Raw genomic sequence first — 18,525 nt, 5'->3', positions numbered from 1 at the left:
ACACAGGTTCCGAGCGACTGGCGGCTGCTCTTTAGTTAACGGACCCAAAAGCCTTCGGCGGTGTTGCGGTCCGCGTTCATCGCATCCTTGAAGCCCGCGAGAATCCTCCGCCTCCGGTCGAGTCTAGGGCCGCGAAGCCGGCGCGCTGAAGAACAGCGCAAGGAATTCATAGAGGTTTGGCCAAGAGCCGCACGCACCCCTTCAATTTTTCGTGAAGTGTTGTGCCAGCGAGAGTTCCTGCCGGCACAGTCGCTCAATCCAACCAACTTGGTCGGACCCAGTTCACAGCGTGCTGACGGGCAGTCATCGAAGAGCGGCCAAAGTGCCGATCAGAGAAGGTCGCCGTCGAAACTTCTGGCAAATCGTATGCGCCCAATCAACGCAGCTTCGGCAATCTCGACAGCGAGGCCTGGGCTCACGCGGCGATGGCACAAGGCTTGCCAACGGAAATCATTAACCCTACCACCCCGTCACTCTTCCACCCGCCTGAATGATGCACCGCCACATATTCTTCTAAATCGTTCGGTAGGCCCCAAAATCACCGGCTTTACGGTTAATAATTTCTCATAGGACGTCATAATGGCTGGTGTAGTTGTATCCGCGGAAGATTGGAAAACGAAGTCTCCAATCTATTACACGCTGGGTCTCGGCAACCACGACTACACCGTCTACAACGCCGGCAGTGGCTATGGCTTCAACCAGTATGCCACCTGGGCAGTTCGCTCCGTCGGTCCTGATTCACTCCGCTTCGAGGTGCGCTCCGGCGACGTGAACTGGTACGATGTGGGTACCGGCAAGGAAAGATCGGAGATCGGCAGTACGGAGCATGTCACGTACGGCACGCCGATGCACATCTCCTACAAATTCGAGATGGAGCCTGGGGCAAAGATTACAGCCACCTGGATGGTGCTCGGACAGATCCATCACGACTTCCTGACCGACGAGCAGGTATCTCCACCTCCGTTCGCCTTTGATACGTATCGCGACGATCGAATCGGAGCAACGATCCGCTGGAAGGATGCGGACGGAAATATCTACGCACAGGAGATCTTCCGCGATACGACCGGGATCGTCCGCGGACAGACCTACCAGTACGATGTCTACGCAAACTTCGACAATGGGACGAACGGCCGTCTCGTCATCGTTCGCGATGGTGTCGTTGTCGCCGACTATAGCGGCCCGCTCGGATTCGCCCCGGCCGGAGAAGGCACCGTCTACTGGAAGGAAGGCCTCTACCGCTATCACGCGCCCGAGACCGTGGCGCTCGTCTACTCGGATCTCGACATCACCTACGGCGACAACGTTCAGATCCCGGCTGTCGGTACGACGAGCCACGTGCTCGCGGAGGCCCCGACGCTTCATCTGGATCGGAACGAGGGCATCGGGTCAGCCGTGACCGCCACGTTCTCCGGTCATGCCGCTGCCGGTAGCACGGTCGCCATCTTCGACGGCCCGACCTTCCTGACGACCGCGACCGCCGACGAGACTGGGCGCTTCACGGCCGATCTCAAATTCTCTTCGGGCAGCCATCTGTTCACGGCCGCGACCGTCGATGGGTCCGGCGTTCTCTCGAAGGTCTCATCCGAAATACCGCTGGAGGTCGGCACCTCGGCCGATGTGGTCGCACGCCTGACCTACCTCGACGCGATGACCAGTCTCGGCGCGATCGAACTGACGGACACCCACACCCTCACGGTGACGTCGCTTGCCCAGCTCAAGTCGCTGGTCGCGACGAACAGCGATACGCTGTCCCTGATCGATGGCGGATATAACTTCGGCTTCTGGTCAGGCGTCACCGGATACCGGACCTTCACGACCTACGACACGACGGGAACCGCCACCGAAGCGTTCACGACCTCGGTCAAGAACGGGGATGTCGCCCAGGTTACGCATAAGATCTACGACACGACAGCCTACGTGACGATGGAGATCGTTGCCTACCATATCACCGGTCAACCCTATAGCTGGGCCTACCGGGCCTTCACCGACAGCAACAAGCAGATCACGCTCGAGCAATACCGCGACGACAATTCGCTTTTCTACGCAAGCTACGCGTATAAGGACGGCAGTTCCGAGACCAGGAACTACGATGACGCCGGGATCATCGTGACCGACACGTTCACGGCAGTGGACGGAACGACGACGACGACGACGTTTACGGGCGGCGTTGCGACGGCACAGCAGATCGCCCATGCGGATGGGTCGATCGTCGACGTGACCGATCCGACCGCGTTCGTCAGCCCGGGACCGGGTGTCTCCACGCCGGATGTCGCGCCGGTCGACCCTGCCGAGCAGATGCGCCTGCATCACGGGGACGACTTCTATATCGTCAAGGCCGATAGCGCTCCGATCTACGAGGGCATCGGGGGCGGTAACGACAGTGTCTACACGACCCTCCATGACTACCACTTGGCCGACAACGTCGAGAACCTGATCTACACGGGGACGGGCGACGCGCAGCTCAGTGGCAACGCGGTCGCCAACGTTCTCTCGGGCGGAGCCGGCAACGACACGCTCGACGGCGGAGCGGGCGCCGACACATTGTCGGGCGGCCTCGGGGACGACCTCTACATCGTCGATGATTCGGGCGACGTGATCGTCGAAGCGGCGAGTGCGGGTTTCGACACCGTGCGCAGCTCGGTCAGCTACACGTTGGCGGACAATGTCGAAGCGCTGGTTCTGGTCGGCTCAGCACCGCTCCAGGGAACAGGCAATCAGCTCGACAACATCATCGTCGGCAACAGCGGCGACAACGTTCTGCTCGGTCTCGACGGGAACGACACCTTGATCGGTCGGGGCGGCAACGATCGGATCGATGGCGGTGCGGGCACGGACATAGCGGTCTTCTCCGGCCCGCGCGCCGAGTACGACATCAGCTACTCGGCCGACACCGAGACCTTCACCATCGTCCATGCGGGCGGCCTCGGCGATCATGGCACGGACAGCGTCACGAATGTCGAAGTGTTCCGCTTCGACGACGGCGACACCCTCGCGTCCGATCTCGTCGTCAACGATGCGCCCATCACGGTGGACGACACCGTCACCCTGACTCTCCCACCCGGGGGCCATGCCTCGGTCGAAGCGACGACGGGCGTGCTGGCCAACGACAGCGACCCAGACGGCGACCCTTTGCTCGTCGTCACGTCGATCGATCCGCTGACGGAATTCGGCACGCTGCATGGCGCCTATGGCGACCTGACGCTGAACGCGGACGGGTCCTACAGCTACGTGCTCACGAGCGCGGACCTGCCCGACGGCGCGCATCCGACCGACGTCTTCACCTACTCCGTCACCGACGGTCACGGCCACATCCAGACCGCCTCGCTGACCGTCGCACTCAATCGCGCCGCCGCCTCGCATGACACCACGCAGTCGGTCCTGACGGCGACCGGGGAGTCGCAGAGCGGCAGCGTCCTGGCGGATTGGGTCGACCCGGATGGGGACGCCCTCTCGATCGTCTCGCTCGGAAACGACCCCTCCGGCGTCGGGCAGGTCCTGCATGGCAGCTTCGGAGACCTCGTCCTCGGCGCAGACGGGCGGTACACCTACACGGTGACGGGCGTTCCCGATGTGGTCGGCAGCCATGCCAGCGATGTCTTCACGTTCACCGTCGATGACGGCTTCGGCGGGCGCGTCGACGCCACACTTTCGATGGAGCTCAACCGGGCGCCTGTCCTCGACCCGACGGACAGGACGATTCACGCTGACGCGAACGGGACCGGCGCCAACGAGAGTGGCGTACCGTTCAGCACGCTGGTGTCCGGCTTCGACCTCGACGGCGATGCCATGACGCTGGTGGGTGTCGGTCTTCATGGCAGTGCCGACCCCATGGTGGCGGTTTCCGAGAGCCGGACCACGATCGCCGGCCACTACGGCACGTTGTCCGTCATCGCCGGAGGTCTGTTCGCCTACACGCCGGACGAGACGGCGGTCGCGACCGCAATCGGCAAGATCCACGACGTCTTCGACTACCGCGTCGATGATGGACATGGTGGCTCAACGACCGCGACCCTCGACGTGCTCGTGAACCGTTCGCCGGTGGCGAACACTGATGTCGGCCTCGTCCAGCAGTCGAGCCTTCAGGTCGACGCAGCGGCCGGCGTCCTTGCCAACGACAGCGATGCAGATGGCGACGCGCTGAAAGTTGTGGAGGTGTCCGGTGCCCAAGGAATGGGGACCGCCGGTGTCGGCATCGCTGGCGCCTTCGGCAACCTCACCCTCAACGACGACGGGTCCTACTCCTACGTCCGTACAGTGGACGTTCCGATCAACGCGGTCGTGCACGACGTCTTCTCGTACACGGTCGCGGATGGCGTCGGCAGCACGCAGACCTCCACCCTCGACCTGACGGTCGCCGGCCCGGTCGTGATCCCGGCAATCTCCGGCGTGTCCAGCGGCAGCGTCATGGAGGACAAGGCCTTCGTCGTGAACGGAGACCTGGCGATCTCGACCGGGGTCCCCTTCCTCAGTTCGGACGTCCAGACGAACTACGGGACGTTCCACCTCGATGCCGATGGACACTGGACCTACACGCTCGCCAATGCGACCGACGCGGTGCAGAGCCTCACGGCCAACGACCTGTTCACCGAGACGTTCACGGCGCGTTCGGCCGATGGTTCGGTGAGCCAGGACGTCGCCGTCCTGATCCGGGGCTACAACGACGCCCCCGTGATCACGGGCAACACCATCAGCACGGTCAGCGAGGATCGGATCAAGGTTGCGTCCGGCACACTCGCCGTCACGGACCCGGATACCAACCAGAGCGGCTTCATCGCGTCCGGCGTGCTGAGCGGGCAGTATGGCGACTTCTCCATGATGTCGGACGGCGCCTGGAGCTACACGCTCAACAATGCCAGCGAGGCCGTTCAGTCGCTGGGGGCCGCCGATGTCCAGAACGACATCTTCCGGGTGACGACGATCGACGGAACGGCGACGAACATCCGGATCGCGGTGAAGGGCGCCAACGATGCGGCCGTCATCACGGGTTCGACGATCGGGACCGTCAAAGAGGACATGGCCCTGACGGCGACTGGCACGCTCTCGGTGGTGGACCGCGATGCCGGGCAATCCGTGTTCAAGGCCGGGACGGTTGCGGGGCTCTACGGTTCGGCCACGATCGATGAGACCGGGAACTGGACGTACACGCTCGATAACGGCAGCCAGGCCGTTCAGTCCCTGGGCGCGTCGGATGCCGTGACCGACATCCTGCAGGTCAAGAGCTTCGACGGAACCGCAGCGGCCCTGAAGATCCTGGTGCGCGGCACGAACGATGCGGCTGTGATCAGCGGGACGAGCAGCGGTCTGTTGAAGGAGGACTCGGTGCTGACGGCCAGCGGCGACCTGACGATCGCCGATTCGGATGTCGGTCAAGCTGCCTTCAAGGCTGGGACGGTGGCGGGGCTCTACGGCTCGGCCACCATCGATGCGGGCGGGCACTGGGTCTACACGCTCAACAATGCCAGCGAGGCCGTCCAGTCGTTGGCGGCGGGTGAGCGCGTCTTCGACCGCCTGAGCGTCACCTCGGCCGACGGTACGCGTGGTGGGCTCATGATCTCCGTCGTCGGCGTGAACGACGCGCCGGTCGCGAAGTCCGAGGGTCTCGTCGCCGTTGCCGGCACGGCCCTCACCGGCGCGGTTCACGCGGTCGACGTGGATCACAACGCTGCGTTCAACTTCAAGCTGGCGAGCGGCCCCGAGCACGGGCAGCTCGCCTTCGGATCCGACGGCGGCTTCACCTACACGCCCACCGCCGGCTATGTCGGTGCCGACAGCTTCACCTTCCTGGCCCGCGATGCGATGGCCCAGGGGCCGATCGGGACCCTGTCGATCGATGTGACGGATCCGTCCCACGCCATCCTCAAGCACGACCACCTGGCGGATTACATGCTCGCGTGAATGCCGGGCTCGGCTTTCCGATGACGTGGATTTGATCCGCGACGGACGGCCTTACAATCGACCCTGCGGCCGGTTTCATCCTGGATGAGACCGGCCGCTGGACGTTCAGACAGGGCGCTGGTCCGGTCGTGGGACGCGCCTCTGCGCCGACGATCTCGCGCGCAACGCTCGCAGGTGCAGCCGGAGCGGCATCGATGCGCGGCATCGACCAAGGCTCGCACCGTCTAGGACCGCTTGATCACACCCTCCACGCCGCAGGTGATCGCGCCAGCTCAGCCAAGGTCGCGGGCGGGACGCACACCCAGCGTCGACGTCGGTCAGCGCGCCAGGATTCGACGGAACGCGGCAAGGTATCCGGCGGCGCAGTTCGCGACCGAAAACTCCCTGCCCCGCGCTGCGAGAATCTCGGGTCTCAGCGGCGCGTCCAAGGTCTCCGCGAGAGCGGTGGCCAAGGCAGCAGGGTCCCCCACAGGGACGAGGCGGCCGAAGCGACCGTTGTCGAGGATCTCCGACGGCCCAAACTCGCAATCGGTGCTGACGACCGGCGTGCCGCACGACATCGCTTCGGCGAGCACCAGCCCGAATCCCTCGTAGCGTGACGAGAGCGCAAGGACATTGGCGGCCGCCATCGCCGGCAATGGGTCGTCGAGGAAGCCCGGCATCGACACCTGCGCCCCGATACCCAGACTGGCAGCCAGTTGCGCCAACTCACCGCGCAACGGCCCTTCCCCCAGGAGCACGAGGGCGTCGTCGGGCCTCTGGAACATTGCGAAGGCACGCAGCAGGGTCGCGTGATCCTTCTGCGGAACGAAGCGCCCGACCGAGAGGACCACGCGTTGCGCCCGCGGCCACCAGGCGGGCAGCGCTGCGGCGGATACCGATCGCTCCGCATTCACCGTCCCGTTGTAGATGACCGAGATCCGCGCCCGGGGCAGGCGCGCGAGCCGCGCCGTCTCGTCGGCGACGCCGCCCGACACGGCGATGATCCCGGCGGCGCGGGGCAGCGCCATCGCGTAGAGCCACGGCAGCGCGGTGTTCTTCAGGCCGGGTCTGCGCGCCTGATGGGAGAGGGCGTTGTGTTGGCTGACGACGATCTGGGTCGGGACACGCGCGAGGATCTTCGCCGCGATCGCGGTGACGTTCATGTGCTCCATCGCCGAGAGCAGGAGATCGGGCGGGGCGCGGCGCAGATCGGCGACCAAGCGCGGCAGGGCCTTGAGTTGGCGCTCCGCATCGAGCGAGCGCACCGGAATACCAGGCGGGACCGCGTTCAGAAGCTCGCCCCGACGGCGATCCAGCAGGAACTCGACCGCAAAACCAGCCGCCACGAAGGCCGGGGCAAGGGTCAGGTAGAGCCGTTCGGCACCGCCGCCGCTCAGGTCCGGCAGATAGATGGCCAGCGAAGGCCGGCCCGGGGTTTGCGGCGTCATGAAACGTCCTCGCCTCCTGCGACCCTGTCCGATGACCTCGCGCCCGCCCGGCGCACCCGTCGGGCTCGCACCCCGAAGGTCCACCGATCAGGCTTTGCCGCGTTGCAACAGGTTCTTGTTAAGTCGCAGAGCAGAGATGCGCCAGGGCGTCCTGTGCGGAGTTCACCGGGGGCGAGGGGCAGCCTGCGCGGATGGGTCGGCTGCAAGAGCGAACCCGCTCTGCCGGGCCTTCCGCCGAGCCCTGACGCCCCCTCTCGGGGCGGCGCTGTACCGGTCCGGCATGGCCCTGACGATGGGCCGCCTCATTTGATCGGTTGGATCGGTCTCAGCGGATTGACGATGAGATTGTCCCGAAACACGTTGGTCTCCGGCGCAGCCAGGCGCTGGCTGCCCAGGAGACGCTTGCTCGATTCCTCGGGCTGCCGGCTCGGCGGCAACCCTGCGGCGGCCGTCGGCATAAAGACCGCGTTGAAGCTCGCGAGGGCGTCGGGCTGTTCACGCTGACGCAGCTGTTCGAGCATCTGCCGCGCGATGGTCGGCTGGCCACTGAAGACGCAGGCATTGGCCGCTTGGCCCAGCCCCCGGCCGATCGACCGCCTCTGATCCGCGGTCGCAATCTTGAGGTTGTCGAGGACCGGCGTCAGCGCGGAGCCGGGCGAAGCAGTCAGGACCAAGGCCGTATGCGAGGTCAACTTGATGCCGGCATCGGGATATTGCTCCAAGACCCCCTCAGGTCTCTTCAGGAAGCTCTCCACGGTCTGATGCGTCTCGCTGGCCGACAGCTTCGAGCAATTCGCAGCCCGCGCGGTGGTGGCAGCCACGAGAGATGCGCTGCAAAGCATCGCAGCGAGGGCGAGGCCGGCCGAGAACCCGGAAGGCATGGTCCACCTCATAGTCGACGGGACTGATCTCCCGCATCAGGTCGCTCTCTAACAGAGTCGAACGCCACAGGGCTATCCCGCATGGTGGCACGCCCCTTCCGTCTCCAATCCCGGAGGGGACTGCCTTCAAGGGCCCTGTCCCGGGCACCCGAACGGCTTCCTCGCTCAGGCACGCGCCGGGTCGTGAAACCCGGTGTCTTTACAGGGGCGGATCCTGCAGAGGGGGATCCTGCACGAGGCTGCCGGGACCGGAGAACGCCTCGCGGGAGATCCCCGCCGCGCGGTCCGAACCTGCCCTCGATCTCGAACCGTTTCTACACGGCCAAGACCGACGGAGGAGCGGAGTCCAGAAACTGACCGTAGGCTCCGACCTGGATGTCGCGCCGCACGATCCGGGCGGGGCTGCCGACGACGACGCAGCGCGGGGGCACGTCCTTCGTCACAACGCTGCCCGCACCGACGACGCATTCGTCGCCGATCTGAACGCCCGGCAGGATGATGCTGCGGCCACCGATGAAGCAGCGCCGACCGATACGGGTATGACTGTACATCCGGCGGGTCCGGTCGTGGGTCAACACGGCCACATCGAACGCCACGTAGCTCTCTTCCCCGACATGCACGCCCTTGGGGTACGTCAAATCGAAGCGCGTCGTGAGCGAGAACTCGCACGTGGGGTGCAGATCCATCCCCCAGAGACGCGTGTAGTAGACCCGTTTCAGATAAACGAGCACGTGTCGCAGTTTCTTGAGCTTGTTCAGCGTGGCCATGCTCGATGCCTAAACCAACTTAGCGGAAGATTTGCCGCGCATGGCGGGGTCGCCGGCCGGCAGCGGCGGTGTCCGGTCGTGTTGCACCGAGTCGTATAGGTCCGCGAGCGCGGGCAAGACGGCCTCCTGGCTATAGCTCGCCTGCACCCGGATACGCCCGGCCTTGCCCATCCGCGCGCGAACCGTCCCGTCGATGGCCAGCGCGCGCAGCGCGTGGGCGAGGGCCGTCACGTCGCGAGCCGGGACCACGCGACCTTGAACGCCGTCCTCGACGAGTTCCGGCAAGCCGCCGACATCGGTCGTCACCACGGGCAGGCCGTAGGCCATCGCTTCCAGCACGCTCATCGGAAGTCCCTCGTTGTGCGAAGGAAGGACGTAGATATCGGCCTCGTCGAGCAGTTGCGCCTTGCGCGCCGGTCCGACCCAGCCCTCGAACGAGACGAGACCAGCGAGTCCCAGGGCCTGGGCGCGCGCCGCGGCGGCCTCGACCTCGCCGTTACCGCCTACGATCAGCCGGAACGGCGGCAGTTCCGCCCGCACCATCGCGAGGGCCTCGAGGAGATCGTAGATCCCCTTGCGCACGCCGACCAAGCCCAGAAACAGCAAGGTGAGCGGTTCGCCCGTGCCGCGCGCCGGACGGGCCGGCACGGTGACGTAGTTTGGCAGAACGACCGTTTTCGCCGTCGGCGCGATGCCTGCAACGAAGTCGCGCCAACTCTGCGACAGGACCACGACCCGGCTCGCGCGTGCGAGCTGCGCCTGGATCACCCCTTTGAGCCGCGGCGTCTGACGCTCGTAGAAGCTCTTCATCTCCGAGCCGTGAAGGTGCAGGATGACCGGTACGCCGCGGCGCCGCGCCAGTCCCGCGAAGATCGCCTTCCGCCAGAAGCTGCCTTTCATGGCCGCGTGGATGTGGACGAGCGTGACGGGCCGTGTCGCCAGGAGCCATGCGTATCGTGCGAGGCCCTTCAGGAGCAGCAGCTGGCGACCGACAAAGGACCCTTCGGCATAGGAAGCGACCAGATGAACGTCCTGTGCCTCCAGAAAACCGTCGTCGCGATAGCCTTCGACAACCGAGCGCATCCCGCCGCGAGCGGTCGGCCAGACCATGACCTTCATTGAATCTCCAGAGCAATTGCGGCTTGCCTGAGCGCGGCCGGTACCCTATCCGACGCGTGTTCGAATGCAAAGGGAAGCCGGGCCGTGACCGCACCGCCGCAAGGTCTCGCCGCGCGTGCGACCGGGACCGGTCCGGATGACGACGCCGCTCCCCTCACGGTCGTCACGGTCGGCACCAGCCTGACGTCCCGGGGCGGATGGCAGGAGGCCCTGGAGCGCCAGTTGTCCGTGCGCCTGGTTCGGCCGGTCTCCGTCCGGATCGTTGCCCGGGCTGGCGAGACATCCCTGTGGGGCTGCGCGAATCTGGAGGCGGTCGTCGCGCTGAAACCGGATGTCGTGCTGGTGGAATTTGCGACCAATGACGCGGCCCTGCAACGACGCCTGTCGCTCGGCCGCAGCCTCGCCGCCATGCGCACGATCCTGGAGCGGCTGCTCTCACTCACGCCCCGGCCCCGCGTCGTCGTGATGGCGATGAATCCGGTCTCCGGCCTGCGCGGACTCGTTCGGCCGCGGTTGAAGGCCTACACCGCAGCGCACCGTGACCTCGCACGGGCGCTGGGCGCGGAATTCCTCGACCATCGGCCGGCCTGGCACCGCCTTGGCCGCGCCGCCCGCGCACGCGCCATTCCCGACGGACTGCACCCGATGGCAGCCGAGGCCGCGGCGATCATGGTTCCGGCCCTGGTCGAACACCTCGGCCGACCGCAGGACGCGCAGTAAACGAAAGGGCATCGGCCCGATCTGGGTTCGATCTCGGAACACGGTCGACCAAGTGATCAGGCGCGTGCTGAGCGCGCCTCAACCGTGCGACGGACCGTGCCCTGGCTGGGCGCGACGACCGTGCGACGCTCCCTGTTGGCCAACTCAACAAACTCAGCAACACCACCCCACATCCGAGGCGGGCGACAGGCCGATCGGTCTCGCCAGCAGCCCCGGGAGAATGACGGGGCCATCATCGGCCGGGCCGACACCGCTCTCCCGCGCCGCCTGATCCTTTTCGGAAGCAGGCGCGTGCGGGCATCGCGGAGAGCGATGCCCGCACGCGCGATCAAGCGCTTCGATCGGACGATTACCGTATTGTCGCCGCCCCGACGCTGACATCGTAGAACGGCGCGGTCGTGGACCGAACCATGCCGAAGAACTTGTTCACCTCGGTCGACTGGGATGTCGACACGTAGATGATGTCCTTGTTTCGCATGAAGAACGAGCTCGACAGGAACAATCCGTCGGCCTGCGCGAGATTGACCGTATAGATGGTCGGCACAAGATCGCTGGCATACCGGGTCGTGTCGACGCCCATCTCGCTCAGGGTCCGGCGCGATTCCATGCGGTAGACGAACACCGCCGTCGGATCGGCCCGTGCATCGTCGAGGCCGCCGGACTTCGCGATCGCCTCTGCCAGGGTCATGTTGTCGTTGTCGAAGGGGAACCGGCGATTGTTGATGCCGCCGACCGAGCCGGGCGGCAAGGTGGCACCCAGCGTCATGAAGATCTTGGGCTCGCGCGAGAGATAGACCGCATCCCCAGCGGCAAGCTGGATGTTCTGTGACGGGTTCTTCACGAGGTTCGTCATCAGGGCCTGCTCGGTGCGACCGCCGCGCTGAACCGTGATCAACGTTTCGTAGGCCGGGCTGCGGGGACCGCCGGCGCGTGCAATCGCGCCGAGCAGTCTCATGCCGCCCGGATCGAGCGAGAAGCGTGTCGCCAGATTGACGTCGCCCAGGATGGAGATGTCGTTGCCGTGACGCTCCACCTGCGTGACGATGACTTGAGGCTCGATCGCCCGCTTGGCGAGAAGCTGGGCGATCTCCTTGCCGACCTGATCGGCCGTCCGGCCGGCAACCCGGATGCTTCCCGCATAGGGCACACTGACCATCCCGCTCGCATCAACCTGCTGGTTCGGCACCTGCACGAAGTTGCCGCTCCGCGAGCTGGAATCGCTGGGGATGAACAATCCACCGCTCTGCGCTTCGAAGACCGTAATCGCCAGGACGTCTCCGATCGCGATGCGCCCCTGCGATCCACCGCTGCGGTTCGCGAGGGATCGGAAAGACGGCGTGGCCCCAACGGTGGTGCGGTTGGCGACGCTCAACGACGTCGGGCTCAGGGATACGAGAGCGAAGCTGAGTGCCTCGGGCGCCGGCTCGATGGTGACATCGGCGGAGGAACGGACCGTTGACGCAATGGGGCCGTCGCGCGGCGTGATGGTGCACGCAGCGCTGCAGACGGTGAGAGATGCAGCCGCTAAGCCACGCGCAAGAAAGCCATAGCTTCGCACGGAATATATACCTCGAAAATTGATCTTTGGCCTTCCAATCATTCGCGATAATGCCCCACAAAACAAGGCGACGAAGTTCGTTTTCCCGAAGCTGTTGCATGAAGGCATCGAGTCTCGCGAAGAGACAAATCTGCCCCGATCCTGCCCTTATCCAATTGTGCATTGTAAGGTAAATATTCTTCATAGGTCTTCGTCGACCGACAAGAACTCCAAGACACAATCAGCGAAGATGAGGTCTGTCGCGGCCTCCAGCCAGGTCGCCCACAAAGGTTTCACAGCCCGAGCGCCGCGATCTGCACGAGCAGACACGCATGCGGAACCGCTTCCTCCGGCGCTGGATCTGCTTCCACGCGCAATGGGGCCAGATCAAGTCCGGCGATCGCGTGTGGGGTGTGCAGAACGGTGATCGCTGTCCGCAACCGGATCGGGGCGCCGCCGTGGCGCCCCGGCAGACGGGGCGATCGCGCGCTTGCCGCCCATCATCGCGGACGGTCGACGCAGCGTCCGGTCGGAAAACCCGCAGGCCGAGCGGCTGCCAAAACCAGGATAGGCGCAGCGACCTTCTGTGTGCGATACTGCAGCGCTTCGAAGGTGTGGACCCGGACAATGAACTCAAGATGTCTATCGCTGTTTCTTGCGGGAGCGGTCTTGCTCGGCGTGACGGGCACCCTGCTTGAGGGAGCGCCGGCACGGGCGGCAGATGTGGTCGAGCGGATCCGGCTTCCCCTGCGTGGAAGCGTGAGGCCTCCCTGCCGCGAGACTCGGCCGGACCACCTGCTCGAATGTGTCCCGAGCGAAGAAGTTTTGATTTTGCCGGACGAGCCCGCCGCGAACGCGGTCTACACCCTGCGCCACGCGCATCGGCCGCACTATCCCCAGCTATTTGTCTGGGGGCCCTGAGCGGATCGCAGAACCTCCGGCAGTCCCGTTGCTCGGGAAAACGCCCAACGACGCGGGCCGCAGCCGGCGTCGTTTGATGTGATGAACCTTGGCCGGTCGCTCGCAGCAGAGAACGAGGCGACCGAGCGGTGAAAACCAGGGCAGCATCCGCTCAGGGGCAGCGCCATTCGAAGCGAGGCCGTAGCGCCTCGTGCCCGATTTGCCGAGAGCGGTCGGGCTCTGGGCTGCGACCGCCTGTCCGCTCAGGACGTGCTTCAGCACCGCACGATCAGGAGGATCGCCAGCCCCGCGCCGTGGCATGTTCGCGGGTGATCTCCTTCGGCTCGGCCAATTCAGGCACCGCAATGGCGCGATCACGGCCCACGGACCGTGGGGAGACGGCGGCTTCACCCTCCCGCGCCAAGGCACCCCCATCAGGTTGCTCGAGAGGCTCGCTCGCGCGGCGCGGCGAGAAAGCCGTCGTGCCCCTGCCCCGCCTCTCTGGGGCTGCCCAATCCTGACACGCGATGCGCTGGGACGTCAGGGTCCGCTATCCTTCGAGACCCCACATCATCGCCGGTCCGGCATTCCTCGTTCGACGCATACCGTTGCTTGAGCGGATCGCTCGCCGAGCCGGGCGCAATCGGCTTGCCGAGGAGCACCAAGTTATCCCGGCCAACCAACGGTGCGTTTTGGTCCAAGCCAAGTCGACACGAATTTAGCAACTGGGAAGACTAACAATTGGTTGTCCGGATGGACCACCTTCTCTCGATAAGACTCATCGGATGTACGAATCGGACTGTTACGCCTTGGGCATCAAAGTTCAAAGCGCGAGAAGACCATGGGTGCCGTTGTCGTCGATCCGAAAGACTGGAAACCCGCCAGCCCGATCTATTATCTGCTCGGACTCGGCAATGACGTCTACAACGTGCTCAATGCCGGCTCCGGCTACACGTACGATTCGTCCGCCAGCTACGCCCTGACCTCCCCGGACAACAACACGCTGCGTTTCGAAGTTCGGGCGGGCGACAACAACTGGTACGACAAGGTCACGCGATCCGAGCGTTCGGAAGTCTCGAGTGTTGAGCTGATCAAGCAGGGCGTTCCGGCCGAGATCTCCTACAAGTTCACCCTGGAGCCCGGCGCGGCGAACACCGCCAAGGGCTGGCTCGCCTTCGGCCAGCTGATCCAGGATGCCACCGACGGCCAGGCCGGCGCGCCTCCCGGCATGTCGATCAACATGTTCGGCGAGAAGATGGCCGTGATGGTCCGCTATCGCGATGCCAGCGGGACGATCGTCGAGAAGAAGGTCTTCCTCGATACCCAGGACATCCAGCGCGGCCACACCTACGACATGGACATCAAGGCGGTGTTCGACGCCACCGGCAACGGCCGTCTCGTGGTCGTGCGCGACGGTCAGGTCATCGCCGACTACACCGGCCCGATGGGCTACGCCGACACCAAGGGCGTCTACTGGAAGGAGGGCATCTATCGTTCGCCCGCCGCCGAGACGATCGCCGCCACCTATTCCGACCTGCAGATCAACATCGGCGACATGGTCGAGATCCCCAAGGCGGGCGCGGCCTATAGTGCCGCCGCCGCCGCGCCGACGCTGGCTCTTTCCAGTGGTACGGTCGGCAAGGACGGCGCCGTTACGGTCACCTTCAAGGGAGACGCGGCGGCCGGTGCGATCGTCAAGATCTACGATGGTTCTCAGCTCGTTGCGCAGGGCGTCAGCGGCGCCGATGGCCACTACACCATCACGATGTCGGGTGTCGCACCTGGGACCAACGTCTTCACCGCCGCCACCGTCGACGCCAAGGGTCACCTTAGCAAGGTGTCGGCGGAAACGGTCGTCGAAATCGGCAATTCAACGGATATTCTCGCGCGCATCGATCTGATCGCGGCGAAATCAGGCGTCGCAGCCGTGTATCTGACCGACAAGCACGTCTTCACCGTCGCCTCGCTGGCGCAGATGCAGAGCATCATCGCGATCGATCAGGACGTCCTGTCGAAGATTTCCGGCGGCTATCAGTTCCAGTTCTGGAGCGGTACGGCGGACAACCGAACCTTGTCTCGCTACGATGCGAACGGCAGCCTGATCAACACCTACACCGCGACGACCAAGGATGGAGTGCTCGTTCGCGAGACTATCGTCGACGCAACAAGCAACGCCACCTACGCGAAGGAAATCTATCAGTACGGTATCACGGGCAAGAGCTACACCACGAGCTACCAAGCCTACGACAAGACTGGCAACGTCGTTCTCGCGACGCGAAGCCATGCGGATGGCACGCTGGATTACTCATCGAAGATCGATGCCAGCGGTACGGTGACGAAGGTCTATGATGCCGTCGGCAAGCTCAAGTCCGCAACGCAGCTCACGAGTGACGGCGTCACCGTCGTGACCAACTACGATGCGACCAGCACCGTCACCTCGAAAGTGACGACGTATAGCGACAAGTCCAATCGCATCGAGAGCTACAAGAACGGCGTCCTCACGAGCGAAGTCATCACACACACCACCGGTGGACCGGTAGCGAAGGAGTCCTTCCTCTATCAGGTCACCGGCCAGTCCTACGTCACCCTGCATCAGAATTTCTCGGCCTCGAACCAGCTCCTGACGGAGTTCAAGACCCGGATGGATGGATCGCTCGATGCGGTCACCTGGCTCGCGACGGACGGTTCGACGCGCAGCCGCACCTACGACGCCAACCATCAGGTCTCCTCCGAGCGGATCGTGCTCACCGACAAGTCGACGGACGTGAAGACGTACGTCTCCGAAGTTCTGACCCGTGAGGTGATCACCCGTGCTGACGGCACGAAAGAGTCGTGGGACTTCAACGTCTCGGGGAAGGCCTACGGCAGCATCCACCGCTGGTACGATGCCTCGGGCAAGCAGACCAAGCTCGAATACGTGGCCGACAAGTGGGTCGATACCAAGTTCGCGTCTGCGCTCGAGGGGGTCGAGGCTGCGCCGACGCTCGCCATGGTTCATGGAACAGGCACGGCGCCGCTCCTTCGCAGCCTGGCGGCGATCGCGCCGACGGCCGAGACGAAGATGGTCGACGGCGCCCTCTCTGCAGCGCTGAAGGGCGAGGCGCTCGCGGGCTCGGCCGTCATGATCTACGACAACGGCAACCTGATCGGGACGACGACGGCTCGGGAGGACGGAACCTACAGCTTCGTCGCCTCGAACCTCGGGGTGGGTCGGCACGTGCTGAGCGCCTCGTCCATCAGCGATGCGGGCCACTTGAGCAAAGACTCCGCTTCGGTGGTGGCCTTCGTGATGACCGCCGCAGACTTCGTGAAGCAGATCGGGTCGGTCAATGCCACTGCGGGCCTCGCCGGCGTATGGCTCACCGACAGTCACGTCCTGACTGTTCCGGCGGGGTCCCTCAAGGACTACATCGCACGCTACGGTTCCGCGCTCGGTGCCCTCGAGGGCGATTACACTTTCCAGGTGCGATCCGGAGCGGGCGATCAGGAAATCGTGAAGCTCTACGATAAGTTCGGGAAGCCGACAGACGCGATCAAGCTGGAAACGCTCGATCTCGGTGCAACCAAGACCGTCGCGCAGTTCGCAGCCTATGAGCATATCGTCACCCACGACGATGCGGCGCATTTTGGCGACACCGTCACCCTGACGGTCTCCGACCGGGGAGCGCTCGACCTCTCGGACAAGCTCGATCACGCGCGTGCCGCCTTCGTCTACGCCTCGGATGCCGGGAACAGCCTCACCACCGGCCTGAAGAACGACACCCTGGTGGGCGGACTCGGCAACGACACGCTGAATGGCGGCGCCGGAGCCGACCGGATGTATGGCGGCTTCGGCAACGACACCTTCGTGGTGGACCATGCCGGCGACACCGTCATCGAGTACACCAACCAGGGCAGCGACACCGTCCTCGCCTCGATCGCCTACGCGCTCACCGCCAACGTCGAGAACCTGACGCTCACCGGGACGAGTGCCATCAACGGCACCGGCAACACCCTGGCCAACATCCTCACCGGCAATGACGCCGCCAACACCCTGTCGGGCGGCGCCGGCGACGACCGGCTGGTCGGTCTCGGCGGCAACGACACGCTCGACGGCGGCGTCGGCAACGACACCATGGTCGGCGGCACGGGCGACGACACCTACGTCGTCAACGCGCGCGGCGACGTGGTCGTCGAGGCCGCCAAGGAGGGCATCGACACCGTGCTCTCCGCGATCAGCTACGATCTCGGGGCCAACCTCGAGAACCTGACCCTGACCGGCACGGCCGATCTCAAGGGCAGCGGCAACGACCTCGACAACGTCCTCATCGGCAACACCGGCAACAACCAGCTCTACGGCAATGCCGGCAACGACCGCCTCGACGGCGGCCTCGGCGCCGACATCATGGCGGGCGGCACCGGCAACGACACCTATGTCGTGGACAATGCCGGCGATACGGTCATCGAACTGGCCAATCAGGGCACCGACACGGTCGAGGCCTCGATCTCGTACACCCTGGACGGCGGCGTCGAGAACCTGACGCTGACCGGCACGTCCAGCATCGACGGCACCGGCAACGCCCTGGCCAACGTGCTGACCGGCAACGCGGGCGACAATCATCTCTCCGGTGGCGCCGGCAACGACACCCTCTCCGGCGGGGCGGGCAACGACACGCTCGACGGCGGCACGGGCAACGACACGCTCTATGGCGGCACGGGCGACGACACCTACATCGTCGACAGCCCGACCGAGCGGGTGATCGAGCTGGCCAATGAGGGCACCGATACCGTCCTGGCCTCGGTGACGTTCAAGCTGCAGGCCAACCTGGAGAACCTGACGCTGACGGGTCGGGAGGCCATCAACGGCACGGGCAACTTCCAGTCCAACATCCTGATCGGCAACGGCGCGGCCAACGTCCTCGACGGCAGCGGCGGCAAGGACGTGCTCATCGGCGGGGGCGGCGCGGACACCTTCGTGTTCCGCGCGGGCGAGACCAACGGCGACAAGGTCATGGACTTTACCGGCGTGGGTGCGGCGGCGGGTGACCATCTGGAGTTCTACGGCTTCGGCTCGGGCGCCACGCTGAGCCATACCGCCGGGACGGACCTCTACACGATCAAGGCGGATGCGGCCCATGGCGGCTTGAGCGAGACGTTCCAGCTCGTGGGCGTGACCAACCTCGACCTTCTCACCGGCCCGGGACACAACGACGTCGTGCTGTTCGCCTGAGGACCTCGCAACCCGACCTTGTGTGCCCTTCAGGAGGAGAGCCACAAGGTCGACAAGTGCAGGATCA

General features: G+C 65.0%; 8 protein-coding genes. 3 read left to right on the top strand and 5 right to left on the bottom strand.

Features of this window, described 5'->3' with window-relative positions:
• Nucleotides 1-579 precede the first annotated feature (579 nt).
• A complete protein-coding gene (locus AC0IY1_RS16500; RefSeq protein WP_471770913.1) occupies nucleotides 580-5,895 on the top strand; it encodes a VCBS domain-containing protein in 5,316 nt (1,771 codons plus the stop codon).
• Nucleotides 5,896-6,212: 317 nt separating this feature from the next.
• Here the strand turns inward: AC0IY1_RS16500 and AC0IY1_RS16495 are convergent, their stop codons facing one another.
• The 4 genes from AC0IY1_RS16495 to AC0IY1_RS16480 all read right to left on the bottom strand — a co-directional run bounded on the left by AC0IY1_RS16495 (nucleotide 6,213) and on the right by AC0IY1_RS16480 (nucleotide 10,092).
• The gene (locus AC0IY1_RS16495; RefSeq protein ID WP_471770911.1) at nucleotides 6,213-7,325 is read right to left on the bottom strand and encodes a glycosyltransferase; all 1,113 of its coding nucleotides are present in this window, start codon (nucleotides 7,323-7,325) and stop codon (nucleotides 6,213-6,215) included.
• Nucleotides 7,326-7,627: 302 nt separating this feature from the next.
• Nucleotides 7,628-8,206 (bottom strand): hypothetical protein, encoded by a 579-nt coding sequence (locus tag AC0IY1_RS16490; protein WP_055946134.1) that lies wholly within the window; start codon nucleotides 8,204-8,206, stop codon nucleotides 7,628-7,630.
• A gap of 314 nt (nucleotides 8,207-8,520) precedes the next feature.
• Nucleotides 8,521-8,973: an acyltransferase gene (locus tag AC0IY1_RS16485; RefSeq protein WP_055946137.1), complete on the bottom strand. Its 453-nt coding sequence runs from the start codon at nucleotides 8,971-8,973 to the stop codon at nucleotides 8,521-8,523.
• A gap of 9 nt (nucleotides 8,974-8,982) precedes the next feature.
• Nucleotides 8,983-10,092: a glycosyltransferase family 4 protein gene (locus tag AC0IY1_RS16480; protein WP_471770909.1), complete on the bottom strand. Its 1,110-nt coding sequence runs from the start codon at nucleotides 10,090-10,092 to the stop codon at nucleotides 8,983-8,985.
• 84 nt (nucleotides 10,093-10,176) lie between these two features.
• Here AC0IY1_RS16480 and AC0IY1_RS16475 point away from each other — a divergent pair, with 84 nt between their 5' ends.
• A complete protein-coding gene (locus AC0IY1_RS16475) occupies nucleotides 10,177-10,812 on the top strand; it encodes an SGNH/GDSL hydrolase family protein (RefSeq protein WP_471770907.1) in 636 nt (211 codons plus the stop codon).
• A 349-nt stretch (nucleotides 10,813-11,161) separates the two neighbouring features.
• Here the strand turns inward: AC0IY1_RS16475 and AC0IY1_RS16470 are convergent, their stop codons facing one another.
• Nucleotides 11,162-12,370: a polysaccharide biosynthesis/export family protein gene (locus AC0IY1_RS16470; protein WP_471770904.1), complete on the bottom strand. Its 1,209-nt coding sequence runs from the start codon at nucleotides 12,368-12,370 to the stop codon at nucleotides 11,162-11,164.
• A gap of 1,720 nt (nucleotides 12,371-14,090) precedes the next feature.
• Here AC0IY1_RS16470 and AC0IY1_RS16465 point away from each other — a divergent pair.
• A complete protein-coding gene (locus AC0IY1_RS16465) occupies nucleotides 14,091-18,458 on the top strand; it encodes a heparin lyase I family protein (protein ID WP_471770902.1) in 4,368 nt (1,455 codons plus the stop codon).
• The last annotated feature ends 67 nt before the right edge of the window (nucleotides 18,459-18,525 follow it).

This window comes from Methylobacterium sp. AC690 (genome assembly GCF_979256535.1).
This window is presented reverse-complemented; position numbering and strand designations above follow the sequence as displayed.